The following is a 12,311-nucleotide window of genomic DNA, read 5'->3' as shown; positions in this document are numbered from 1 at the left end:
GGTCTTGACAGACATAGGAGATTCAACGGCCGACTCGAACACCTACGCGGCTCAGCCCTCGGCTTCCGCAACCTCACCAACTACATCGCCAGGAGCCTGCTCGAGACCGGCCGCTTCAGACCGCGGCTACACCCTCATCTGCGATGAGCCCGGATGGGTCGGGATTCAGGCGTTGCCGATCGCGCGGAGCCCTGGATCGTCCACGCGAGGTGAACTCTGTCAGTTCAGGGGCGTTGCAGGAACGTCGCGCACGTCGAGATCTTATGTTTTGCGGAATCGGAGGAACCAAATCGGATGATCCGTCTCCGCCCGGCCATAAGCGATCACTCTCCACGATCAGAACAGCCCCGCCCTCGTTGGATTGGATGCACCTCTTAATCGAATCCACCGATGCGCCGGACCGAGGGGCTCCCTCAACTCCCCCAAATGAGGCGGGGTTCCGCCGCGAAGAAGTCTCTAGCACTACTGATCGGGGAGCAACCACGCGCCACTCAGCGTACACAAAATGCGGCTCCTGTTAGGAACGTCGAGCGATATCCACGGCAGCATCGGACGGCAGCGTAGACTCTCTCACGGCCGGGATTTCAGGGCGCCGCATCACATCAAGCACCGCGTCGCGCAGCCAGGCCGATGAAAGGTTGGCAATTTCGGACTGCGGAACAAGGATCGCGCCCACCTGGCGGGAGAGCACAGTGTTGACGACCTGCACGAGGCGACTCATTCGCGCAGCAAACTCGCCCATGTCGAGCCTGCCAGGGCTTGCGGGAGCTTCCACATCTGCTGCGATGAATAGACATATCGATACTGACTTTGCCATGGGCGGGCGTCCGACACGTTGTGTTTGAATTTTGCCTTCAGGAACATCGCGCGCCGCGATTGCCACGGCCAACATCGACTCACGCAGCGACATGATCATTTTGCTGCTAGTCGAGGCGAGCTTAATCTCCATCGCAAAGCTCGACCAACGCGATGGATCGTTTGCCCGTGCCACCAGGTCGATAATCGGAGAGTCCGGACCGCCGATCCTCACACCAGCCTCGACTGTATGTGAGTCGTCGAACGCCACGCGGAGCGCATCGCCCACGCGGTTTTCCGCTTCGGCAATGAACGCACGGCGCGCCCTGAATCTGTCGGCCGTAGAATTGAGGGATGCACCAGTTCGATAGGCGCTTGGCTTAGTGACTTCGGAGCCGTCGGCGACTCGCGAGATGACGCCCTCCGTATCACCATCCTCGCTTTGGGCTTCGCGATCGAGTTTCTGCTCACGATCGCCTTCGGAGGCTCGCGTTGTCTGACCGAGTTCTCTGCGCTGACGGTAGAGCTCATCCTCATCAGCATCCTGCTTTTTCTGGCGGCCATGCCAAGCTATTAACCCGTAGCCCGTAATGAGGCCGCCGACACCGAATAGGGCAAGCGACACCCACGGGTAGTTACGCACTATGAAAGCATATTGGTTCGCTCGCTCATCAAGTGCGACGTCAAACAACTGGGCCGCTCGTGTACCCGCGGGCGCCTCTGGGACAGATGCACGAAGGACAAACCACGGAAGCACCACCGATGCCGCAACTAGGACCAGACCGACGGAAGCTACGAACTTGTAAAAGCTGCTGAAGTCGAGTTTCATCGGCCCCAATGATCCGCTCATCTGCACTCATCTCCTCGGGCGGTGCTGTGAGCGAGAGCTACACGATCGCTCGTACGTATACAACTAGATGGGGACGTCGTCAGCGTGCGTCGCTACAGCACTGTCTCGCCGCGCAGGTTGTTGCCGGGCCAACCCTCGCCAAGACCCGGCACTCTCCCACTCCTACATCTTCGCCTGTCGTTGAACCCGAGCCTAGTACGGCTATACCCAGACGGAGGGCGCGACGGCGTCGAACTACGACTACAGCATCTACCATCCGACCGGGAGTCCCGCTGCAGAAGGACTACGTGCTTCCGATCTCCCGCGGTGGCCGTCGAGCAGCGCGTTGGCACGATAGTCCGCGGCGAGCTCCTGGCGGTGACGAGGGAGGCCAGCCAACGGTAGTAGGGCGCTCTGGCGAGCTTCGTACCCGGCACGTCACCGCGACCGGCACCTCGCACTCGGGCGCCGGTCGTGGCCAGCTCGCGCACGAGCGGGTGCATCATTCTCCCGGACCTGTGGCGCCGCTTTCCGGCCAACTGGCCCGACGGCCACTCCCGCCTGCTGCTGTGGTGAACTGACCCCGCCACCTGTTCACTCCGTTGCGCAGTTCAGCGCACCCAACACCCCTGCGGCGTCGACGTTCGACGAGAGCGCGTGGTGCAAGGGTCGCTGCCACCGCTCTCATCTCCTCGTGCACGCGCGGTCCAACGAACACCCTTCAAGTGAGACTGTGTGATCGACCGGGGACTCGACCGCGTTTCACCCCCCGGCGTCGTCGATGCTGTCATTGCCCTCATCCGCAGTGCATCGGGCAGCAACCGCCGGACTCGGCGCATCAATGTGCTTCGTGTCTGGCTCCTCGGTCCTGCACGAGCAAACTTGAGCCGGGTGCGCCTCTGGCCGATGAACAGGGTGGGATGTCACCACACCCTCGTACGCTCGAAGCCTCACGACAACAACCACTGACCAGGAGATGGACGACATGACCGACGACCCGTGCGCCGAGGGTGGCGACGACGCGTCGGCACCACGCTCCACGCCGGCAGGCACTGCCTCGCGTTCGGTGGATGAGGTCCTCGAACTGTCGACCAAAACGCCAGCAACCTCCGGGCGAGGGTCGCAGCGCGCCCGGAACGGACTGGCCGCCCGATTCGCAGACCCGAAGGTCATCTTCGCGCCCGGGGCACAAGCCGTCGAGAGACTCTTACGCACAGCACCCGCCTTCATCGAAGCGATCCGTGCCGCACGGCCGGTTTCCATCCTGGTCGCCGACGTCCCGGAGCACGTCTCGGAGCTCGTCGACGCAGGCATCTTGCACTTCTCGCGCGACGGCAACGGTGGCCTCCTTGCCACGCTCCGCAACTCCAAGGGGCACTTCGAGCACAGCATCAGGCTCAACGAACTCGATCTCACTCCTGAGCTCGGCAACGCCATCGTCGACCTTCAGCAGCAGCTGACCATGGGACAGATTCTCTCCGAGATGCGGGAAGTTCAGCAGGCGATCGACAGCATCCACGTTGGCCTTGTTGAGGATCGACTTGCGATCGCCGACTCCGCCTGGGACCAAGGCCAGCAGGCGATGCGGCTCAGCGACCCCTCCGTACGCTTGGCGAAGCTCATCGCCGCGCAGAGCCGCGCTACCGATGCCCGCGCGATCCACACGCGACACATCGCAGCGATCAAGACACAGTTCGACACCCGAGGTGGGCAGAACGCGCTGGAGCGCGCCAGAGACTCCTTCATGCACACGCGTTCCGCTGAGCGAAGCGCGGAGCTGTTCGCGCTCCTGAGCGGCGCCATGAAGTCGCTGCAAGTCGAGGTCAACATCTACCTCATGCTTGGTGAGACCGAGGCTGCTCAGACGTGCATCGCCCAGTTCGCCGACTTCCTCGAAGTCAACGGTCTCGACGACGAGGACGCGCTCCTAGAGCTCCACTCCTATGGCGAGACCGGGCAGGAGCAGTTGATCACGGCTCTCCTCACCATGTCCGCCTCGATGGGCGCGATCGCCGCGGCCGCGGATGATGGCCGCACCCACCTGGAGTATGACCCGACGGAGGAACACGATGGCGCCTAGGCACTGCACGAAGTGCGGCAAGCAACTACCCACGACTGAAAGTCACGAGGTCTGTCGTCGCTGCGCACTCAATACGGAGCAGACGTGGAAGAAGATCCTGACGGCGGTCGGGACAGTCGCTCTGGGCACCCTCGTCGCTGTAGCGTCGGCTTCCAAGAACTCTCGTGACCACTAGGCGCGCCGTGCCTCCAGCTCTCCGCAGCCAAGGCGCAGACCTCTGGACTAGGGAGCAAGGACGAGAGTCAGGGAACACACGATGACGGCCATCAAGCACTCCTCCTTTCGCGAGAACCTCGCGCTGCTCTTTCGTGCACGCTTCCCGGTGCTCTACATCGAGTCCTTTGAAGAGTCGCGTGTGCTTGGTGAGATCACCGCCGTCGCCAGCGATCCAGCACTCATGCGCACGGTTCGCCCGCTGTACAGGTGGAGCGCGACACGCGGCTTCGTCGGACCGGACGACTCGTCTCAGCCGGGGATGACCGACCCCCGCGCGGCACTCGAATGGGCACTTCGTCAGACCGGAGCTGGCGTCTTTGTCATGCTCGACCTCCACGCGCACATCGGTGACGCCCAACGCCCGGCCGATCCAAGACTCATTCGGACGCTTCGCGACGTCGCCACGGACTTTCAGACCGGCAATGCGGCACGGGTCCTCGTCATTGTGGCGCCGGTGCTCCGCATCCCGAGCGAGGTCGAAAAGGACATCACGATCGTCGACTTCCCCCTACCTAACGAGGAGGAAATCCGACTTGTTCTTGACAACATGATCGCCGCCAACACGGCGAACGAGCGGCTTCACATCGAGGTCGACCAGGTGGGACGCGAGCGACTCTCGAAGGCCGCCCTCGGCCTCACGCTCAACGAAGCCACGAACGCGTTCGCCCGCGCCATGGTGAACGACGGCAGACTCTCGAACGACGACGTGCACGTGATCATGGAGGAGAAGCGACAAGCCATCCGCAAGGCCGGGATCGTCGAGTTCGTTGATGTCGATCTCAACCTCGATGACGTTGGCGGCCTTCAGAATCTCAAGCGATGGCTCCGCAAGCGCAACAACTCTTGGCTCGCCGAAGCTGCCGCGTACGGAGTCCCCGCACCGAAGGGAGTCCTCATGACCGGGATCCCCGGTTGCGGGAAGTCGCTGACCGCGAAGGCCATCGCCGCCGCCTGGGAGCTCCCCCTCGTCCGCCTCGACATCGGGCGCGTGTTTTCTGGCCTCGTGGGGTCGAGCGAACAGAACATGCGTTCCGCCATCCGCACGGCCGAGGCAGCGGCACCGTGCATCCTTTGGATCGACGAGGTAGAGAAGGGCTTTTCCAGCACAGACGGCGGCGGGGACTCAGGGACCTCGAGCCGTGTCTTCGGCTCCTTCCTCTCGTGGATGCAGGAGAAGTCCGCGCCCGTGTTTGTCATCGCGACGGCCAACAAGGTCGACCGCCTCCCGCCGGAGTTTCTCCGGAAAGGCCGGTTCGATGAGATCTTCTTCGTCGACCTTCCCACCCGGCGCGAACGCCGAGACATCTGGTCACTCCACTTGATGAAGCGTGCGCGCTTGAATCAGGCCAACATATTCGAGGCCACCGAGACACTTCTTGAGCAGCTCGTCGGCATCACCGAAGGATACTCAGGGGCAGAGATCGAGCAGGCGGTCATCGCGGCACACTACGAAGCGTTCGCTGAGCGACGAGCGGTCAACGCCGACGACCTTGTCCAGGCCGTCACCAATATGGTTCCGCTCAGCGTGACGCAGGCTGAGGAGATTGCAGTGGTGCGCCAGTGGGCGTCCACCCGCGCAGTCGCAGCCACAGCTACCGAGGACCGCACCGGCTATGACGCCCCGCCCGCGGCGACTGCCGATCGACCCACGCCTACCGAGGCAGCGCCTCCCACGCCGGGACCGAACGGCATGTCCCGGGGTGGCAGGGTGGTGGACTTCTGATGAGCGTCTCTCTCGTACTCATCCCCCTCGCGATAGCAGCCGTGAGCGCCGTGCAAGCAGCCCGCGCGGAGAACCCGCCGTCCGGCGAGACCATCTGTCATGTCCAGACACGCATGAAGGACCCGACGCTCCTTGCTGCTGCGCTCCACGACACTCATGCGGCCGTCCGCTCGACTCCCGCTGAGCTCCACGCACAGTGGTCCGACATGGAGGCAGTCTTTCGCCGTGACGCGCAGGGCATCTGGCAAGCGCACTTCACCGGCATCACCGATGTGCAGCGTGCGACCGAGATCGTCGGCCACATTGACGTCGCATACGGCCGCCAGGTCCAGCAGGCAGTCATAGCCAAGCTCCGTTCTCGCGCCGGCAACGCAGGAATGTCCATCGAGTCCGAGACGATCGAGCCCGATGCGAGCGTCACTCTCGTTCTCAACGTGGGGCAGTCATGAGCGACGCGCAGATCGTCATCCACATCGGTGTCGACGGAAGCGTCCGCGCCGAGACCGTCGGCATCAAGGGACCGAGATGCCTGGAGTCCATCGAGCTCCTCGAAGCGATGCTCGACGCTGAGACCGCATCGAGCACGTTCACGCACGAGTACGCGGATACCACCACCAGGCACACCCATGAGGCCCGCAATGACCTATCCCAGTAGCCCAACCAACCCTCTCGCCGACAAGCGGTGGCGTAGACGGCACAGCCTTTGGCTGCTCGCGGTCTATCTCGGAGTCGGGATCTTCTCGTGGATCGGGTTCATCTACTGCGCGATCCGCGTCCGCACACGACGGTGGTGGATCCGGGCGGCAGCGACCGCAGCGGCCGGCGTCGTGTCCTTCGCCCTCATGGAGATTTTCACTGACTCCGTCACCAATCCCGATGGGACGACGACGCGCGTCGATGCTCCGGGTCCCGCTGATGACGTGGCCAATCTGTTCCTCGTGGCTTCCTGGATCGCCATGATCGTGTACGGGCACGTCGTCAACCGTGAGTACCTTCGGTGGCGCGCTTCGGTGACCGGGGCCGGCGCCTGGTATAACCAGTCACCCAGCACCCCCGCTTCCGTCGTTCCGCCGCACGCCTTCACGGCGAACCCTCTTGAGGCATCTGCCACTGCGATCGGCGACGAAGCCCGTGCCGAGATGAGCGCGTACTTCGAAGTCCCACCGCCGGTCGCTCAAACGTCACCGTCTCTTGCGCCGGCACCCCGCACCAGCGATTTCCCATCGCAGAGACTCGTCGATATCAATACAGCCGACGCCACGACGATCGCGGCAGCAGCGAGCATCGATGCGGGCTCTGCTGCACGCATCGTTGCCGCCCGCGCTCAGCACGGAGGCTTCCACGGCTTCGACGACGTCACGGTACGCGCGGGCCTTCAGCCGCACGAGCTCGTCAAGCTCCAGAGGATCGCCCGCTTCAGCGCTCCGAGTTCAGGCGAAGGGCCAGCCGCCCCCATCAGTGGCCCTTCGGGACCCACGTCGCTTCCACCGGGTGGGCGGATCCTTGACTACTAGCGGCCCCGCCAGCCTGCGGATCGGCGCCATCGTCCCCGTCACGGAGGCCGAAGGCCCAGGTCGCCGGTTCGCCATCTGGGCGCAGGGCTGCACGATCCGATGCAGCGGCTGTTTTAATCCCCATCTTTGGTCCAGTGCAGGGGGCGAGCGCGTCTCGGTGAGCGACCTTGCGGCCCAGGCGCTCTCTTCCGATGTCGAGGGTGTCACCCTCCTCGGCGGCGAGCCCTTCGACCAGGCGGAGGCGTTTGGCGAGTTCGCGAGCCAAGTCCGGATGGGAGGTCTGAGTGTCATGACCTTCACAGGACATGAACTCGAGACGCTTCAAAGCGCCCAAGCCCCTCCAGGCGCGGAGAAGCTGCTCGCGGAGACGGATCTGCTCGTCGACGGCCGCTATCACGCCGACGACCCCGACAACGTGCGCCCCTGGGTGGGCTCACGGAATCAGCGCTTCCACTTCCTCAGCCCGCGATACTCAACGCTCCAGAACCACCTCGAGTCTCTCGGAGACCGGCTTGAGATCAGAGTCACCTCAAGCGGCGACGTCCGCGTCAATGGCTGGGCCAACGTTGCCGCGCTCGACGAGCTGTTGGACGGCTCAACGCCACCAGTCGGGCGCGGGACGGTGCGGTAGACGGGACGACGGCAACCTCCGTCCTCGCCGAGCACTCCAACCGCACGCACCACCGGTCTCGGGATCTCCCGGCAAACGGCCCCCCACATCCAAAGCGAAAGTCCGAGGCGGACCGGACATCGCGCTGTGGAGGCCACGAGAGGCGCGGATTTGCGCCTCGGTGTCGGCCCCATCCGGCAGGATGCTCCCATGTCCTCTCTCGCCACCGCGCTCACCTACGCGCGCCTCCTCGACGAGAGCGCCGTCCTGCGCCTGCTGCGCTCGGGGAACGCCGCAGTCACGGTCGCACTGCTCTCGGAGCACCTGGCAGCTCCCGGCGCTCGGATCCCGTGCGACGAGCTGCACGAGCTCGTCGACATCGACCTCGAAGCGCTCCGTGACCACCTCGACCTCCCCCAGACGGGCAAGAAGTACTGCGATGACTGGCGCAACGCGGGCTTCCTCGTCCGCCGCCCGGCCGTCGACGCCCGCGGCGAGACGTACGAGCTCTCGGCCGACGCCCTCGTGGGTATCCGGCTGTTCCAGCAGCTCGAGTCGCCCAGGACAACAGTGACCGAGTCGCGGCTCGTGAGTCTGGCTTCTGCGGTCCGCCAGCTCGCCATCGACACCGATCCCGACGTCACGCGGCGACTCGAGGCTCTGGCCGCGGAGCGCGAGCGCATCGACGCGGAGGTCGCTCGCCTCGAGGCGGGCGAGGTTGCTGTCCTCGATGCCCGGCGGGCGGTCGAGCGCATCATCGACATCCTGCTCCAGGCTCAGGATCTCCCCGCCGACTTCGCCGGCGTCCGCGCGCGCTTCGAGTCCCTCAACCATGACCTGCGCACGAGCATCCTCGACACGGACATCTCGCAGAGCACGGTCCTGGACGACATCTTCCGCGGGGTCGACCTCATCGAGTCGTCCGACGAGGGCCGCACCTTCACCGCCTTCTCCGCACTCCTGCGCGACCCCGAACGCTCCTCCGCGCTCGACGCCGACGTCGCCGCCGTCCTGTCCCGCGACTTCACGCACGCGCCGCTGCACTTGTTTCCTGGTGCAGTAGACAAGATGGATCTCGGAAACAACGTACCGGCAGGCTCTGCCGACCGGACGATGCTGCGTCACTGAACCGTCTTCTTCCGTCGATGGGCGGGCTGCCCTTCGTCCGGCGCCCGCCTCACTCCTGTGAACTGGATCAACCTGGCGAGCGAGGAACAGTCACGCAGGTCGACCGCCGCGGGAGCACCGAAGGCGCTGCGAGTGCCATGTGCCAGCCACTGATCGTTGTAGACAAGCCCACGCACCGCATCGGTGCATGGCCATAGCTCAGTCACGCGCCGTCGGCTGGCCTACTGTCTTCCGAGTCTGGATCGCTCGCGGCGGCAATGCCCGGCAGGTCTTCCACCACTTCGTGCTGAGATCGTGCGCGCAGTGCACCGGCCAGTCGCCCCGCTACTCCCGTGGCACTGGACCTGGCGCGCCCGGCTGCCGCGCGTGCGTGTTCTACGGCAACGTCGGTATCCACAGCGCGCACCGTCTCCGCAACGCGATCAGCGGTCCCCCGCGTTGCGCGCTTGGCTGCGGCAGCGCCGCGCTCGCCCGTCGCCCGCGCGCTCTCCACCGCCTCGCCGAACGCATGGCCCCACCGCCGGACGCCTCCGTCGACCTGTACGGACTCAATCCCTAGCCGTTCCTGGAACTCAACGACGCCCTCGACGACGCTGGCGCTCGCCCGGACTGCCGCTGGGGAATCGATCGGGTTGAACAGGACCTTGGAGTTTGCAGTTCGCACCGTCTCTTCCATCTGGGCGAGCAGACGGCTCGTGCTCTCAGCGATGAGGTCGCGGCGGTTGCGCCTCGCGACCGTGAGCCCAGTGCGATGAGTCTCGAGCTCATTTGGCGATGCATCCTGAACACGCTCCAGCTCGAGGACCGCGAGCCCCTCTTGAAGCTGGAACGTGCGAGCGAGAACGGCGAGCCACTCGCGCACCCTCGGTTCGGCCTCGCGCGTCGCCTTCGCGATCGTGCCGACATCGGCCTTCCGTGCCAGCTTCTGCGAGAGTGCGTCCAGCTGCCGAAGGGCGTAACCCTGGGTGCGAGCGATCGGAATTGACGCTGCCTGGACCTTCGACCACGTGACCCCAGACACGCGCCCCACATGCTCCCGGACGGTCAGCGCCTCCTCGATGAGCAGGTCGACACCGATCATGTCCGCAAGGACAGCGTCCTTCTGGGCACGCAGGATGTCGTCGACCTTCTCGTTAATCTCCTTGAGGTAGTCGACAATTTCGTCCATCTGCTGCTGCATGGCGCGTTGCTGCAGCATCGTGGACAGGGACGTCAGCAGAAGCGGACTAGTCAGCAGCGCCGTCGGCCCCTGGACGATCTGAATCCATTGCTGGATGTTCCCCGGGTCGCCGATCATCGCGTGGCTCACACCAGGCGTCTTCGTCGGCATCAACCCGAACTTCCGAACAGACTCCGCGGACTGGGCTGTGAGCTTGACCCACCGCCCGGAGTTTGTGGCGATGTCTGCGCCAACCTGGGCTCCCGCACCCAAAGTCCCCGCGATCGACGAGAGGCGCTGCAGATCGAGCGGCTTGGACGGTGCCGTGTCCAGACCGGACGCCAGGAGGAACCTCTCGACCTCAGCTCTGTCCCCCATGACGGCCAGTCCTTCGCCGTCGCTCACAAGCTCGAGCACGTCACCCATCGTCACTCCCCTGGTCCTCCGTCGGAGCCGCTACCCGCGACAGTGCGAGCGTAGCCAGGAACCTGCAGAACGTTCGCGCCCACGCCGTCGTCCATGACACCGTGGTCCGCGCGCGTCCGGCCCGGGCCGTGTTCGAGGGCGCGCAAGCGTCGCGGAGACCAAGCGCGGCCTTGACTACCCCACCCGCGTGTCCACCACAGCCCGCACCGCCCCCACCTGGTGCGCAACAACCTCGCTGATGGTCTCCTGCGACTCGTTGATCCGGCCGACGGTCGCGCTGATGTCGGCGAGCGCCATCGTGATGCCGGTGACCTCGGTGTTGATGGCGGCGACCTTGCCCTCGACTTCCGCCGTCGCGCGGGCGGTCTGGGCGGCGAGCTCCTTGACCTCGTTCGCGACCACGGCGAAGCCCTTGCCGGCGTCGCCCGCGCGTGCGGCCTCGATGGTCGCGTTGAGGGCGAGGAGGTTGGTCTGCGCGGCGATCTCCTGGATGGTGCGCACCACCTGACCGATCTCCTGGCTGGCGTGGGCGAGCGCCTCGACGCGCTCGTTCGTCGCATCCGACAGGGTGCGGCCTTCGGCGACGACGGCGGTCGCGTCGGCAACGTTCGACTCGACCGAGCGGATGGAGTCGAAGAGGTCCTGCGCGATCGCGTTGACGCGCATCGTCGCCTGGAACCGCTCGAGGCTCTGCCCGATCATGAACGCCGTGTTCCGCAGCGCCGACTGCCGGTTCTCCGACAGCTCGATCGTGCGCGTGACGAAGAAGTCGAGCGTGCCGACGATCTCGCCACCCACCTCGACCGGCAGGCAGACGCCGGACTTCACGCCCGACCGTCTTGCAGCGGGCGCACGCACGCAGTCCGTGACCTCGCCGAGGTCCGGGACGATGAGCATGTCGCCGCGCGCCCACGTGCGGCCCGCCACACCCACACCCTTGACGAACGACGCCGTCCGCGTCACCTCACGGAACTCCGGGCTGACCGTCCCCGACTCCTGCGCGAACACGAGCGCGTCGCGCTCCCCGTCGATCGTCCAGTACGAGCCGTAGTCCCACCCGAACGCCGTGCGGATCGTCTCGAGCGCCGTGCCGAGCGCGTCCTCGATGCTCGTCGCCTTCGCGACCGCATGCACGACAGTCGTCAGCGCCGTGACGTCACGGTCGTGCTCGACTGCGATCTCCCGCTCCGCCGCCCGGTCGCACTGCCCCGACACGAGCATCCCCGCAGCGCGCATGATCGACTGCCGCGACTCCGACGGCGTCCCCACCCCCGCGTTGAGGAACTGCAGCACCGCGACGACCTTGCCGCGGCTACGCACCGGCAGCGCCACACCGCTCAGCAGACCCGAGCTCTCGATCCGCGACACGTCCACACCCGGCCCAGCCGTGCGCAGGTCGTGCAGCACGACCATGTCGTCACGCTGCCAACACGTCCCCGCCAGCCCCTCGCCCGGGCCCAGAGCCAAGCCCTGCGCGTACTCGCGGAACTCGCGAGGAGCAGTGCCGTCGTCGTGCACCAGACGCAGCCGCTGCGACTCCACATCCAACTTCCACACCATCGCGTACGTCCACCCGAACGCCCGACGGATCGCCACGAGCGCCTCCGTCATCACATCGCCCGCGCACGCCGCATCACTCGCGACCGCGAGGACACGGCTCAGCGCGCTCGCATCAGCAACACTCTCCGCACGCTCGCTCTCAAGCTGGGCACGCAGGTTGGCCGAACCGCGGGTAGTGGTGAGCATGGAAGACCTCCTGAAGGAGCCGACAGGTGCAGAGAGAACCTCACGGGCCTATCGGTTCACCAGGGTGAGACGTGAGGCATCGGCG

Annotated in this window: 10 protein-coding genes; 7 read left to right on the top strand and 3 right to left on the bottom strand. The window is 65.4% G+C overall.

The window, feature by feature from the left end; translation table 11 throughout:
* Positions 1 to 517: 517 nt before the first annotated feature.
* Entirely contained in the window at positions 518 to 1,645 is a 1,128-nt protein-coding gene (locus tag AC4F3Q_RS12530; protein WP_491040244.1) for a hypothetical protein, read from the bottom strand.
* Positions 1,646 to 2,609: 964 nt separating this feature from the next.
* Between AC4F3Q_RS12530 and AC4F3Q_RS12525 the strand changes: the two genes are divergently transcribed.
* The 7 genes from AC4F3Q_RS12525 to AC4F3Q_RS12495 all read left to right on the top strand — a co-directional run bounded on the left by AC4F3Q_RS12525 (position 2,610) and on the right by AC4F3Q_RS12495 (position 8,895).
* Complete coding sequence (locus tag AC4F3Q_RS12525) at positions 2,610 to 3,704, top strand: hypothetical protein (protein ID WP_491040243.1); 1,095 nt, start codon at positions 2,610 to 2,612, stop codon at positions 3,702 to 3,704.
* 256 nt (positions 3,705 to 3,960) lie between these two features.
* Positions 3,961 to 5,643 (top strand): AAA family ATPase, encoded by a 1,683-nt coding sequence (locus tag AC4F3Q_RS12520; protein WP_491040242.1) that lies wholly within the window; start codon positions 3,961 to 3,963, stop codon positions 5,641 to 5,643.
* On the top strand, positions 5,643 to 6,092 hold the full coding sequence (locus tag AC4F3Q_RS12515) for a hypothetical protein (protein ID WP_491040241.1): 450 nt from the start codon (positions 5,643 to 5,645) through the stop codon (positions 6,090 to 6,092). Before AC4F3Q_RS12520 ends, AC4F3Q_RS12515 begins: the two co-directional genes overlap by 1 nt.
* Complete coding sequence (locus AC4F3Q_RS12510; protein WP_491040240.1) at positions 6,089 to 6,298, top strand: DUF2997 domain-containing protein; 210 nt, start codon at positions 6,089 to 6,091, stop codon at positions 6,296 to 6,298. Before AC4F3Q_RS12515 ends, AC4F3Q_RS12510 begins: the two co-directional genes overlap by 4 nt.
* Positions 6,282 to 7,157: a helix-hairpin-helix domain-containing protein gene (locus tag AC4F3Q_RS12505; RefSeq protein WP_491040239.1), complete on the top strand. Its 876-nt coding sequence runs from the start codon at positions 6,282 to 6,284 to the stop codon at positions 7,155 to 7,157. Before AC4F3Q_RS12510 ends, AC4F3Q_RS12505 begins: the two co-directional genes overlap by 17 nt.
* Positions 7,102 to 7,788: a 4Fe-4S single cluster domain-containing protein gene (locus tag AC4F3Q_RS12500; RefSeq protein WP_491040238.1), complete on the top strand. Its 687-nt coding sequence runs from the start codon at positions 7,102 to 7,104 to the stop codon at positions 7,786 to 7,788. Before AC4F3Q_RS12505 ends, AC4F3Q_RS12500 begins: the two co-directional genes overlap by 56 nt.
* A 189-nt stretch (positions 7,789 to 7,977) precedes the next feature.
* Positions 7,978 to 8,895 (top strand): DUF3375 family protein, encoded by a 918-nt coding sequence (locus tag AC4F3Q_RS12495; protein ID WP_491040237.1) that lies wholly within the window; start codon positions 7,978 to 7,980, stop codon positions 8,893 to 8,895.
* Positions 8,896 to 9,097: 202 nt separating this feature from the next.
* Here the strand turns inward: AC4F3Q_RS12495 and AC4F3Q_RS12490 are convergent, their stop codons facing one another.
* Both AC4F3Q_RS12490 and AC4F3Q_RS12485 read right to left on the bottom strand, forming a co-directional pair.
* Entirely contained in the window at positions 9,098 to 10,480 is a 1,383-nt protein-coding gene (locus AC4F3Q_RS12490; protein WP_491040236.1) for a hypothetical protein, read from the bottom strand.
* Positions 10,481 to 10,654: 174 nt separating this feature from the next.
* A complete protein-coding gene (locus tag AC4F3Q_RS12485; protein ID WP_491040235.1) occupies positions 10,655 to 12,226 on the bottom strand; it encodes a methyl-accepting chemotaxis protein in 1,572 nt (523 codons plus the stop codon).
* Positions 12,227 to 12,311: the final 85 nt, after the last annotated feature.

This window comes from Flavimobilis sp. BM9, from assembly GCF_058313055.1.
The sequence above is the reverse complement of the archived record's forward strand: the minus strand, read 5'-3'. Positions and strand labels throughout refer to the sequence as shown.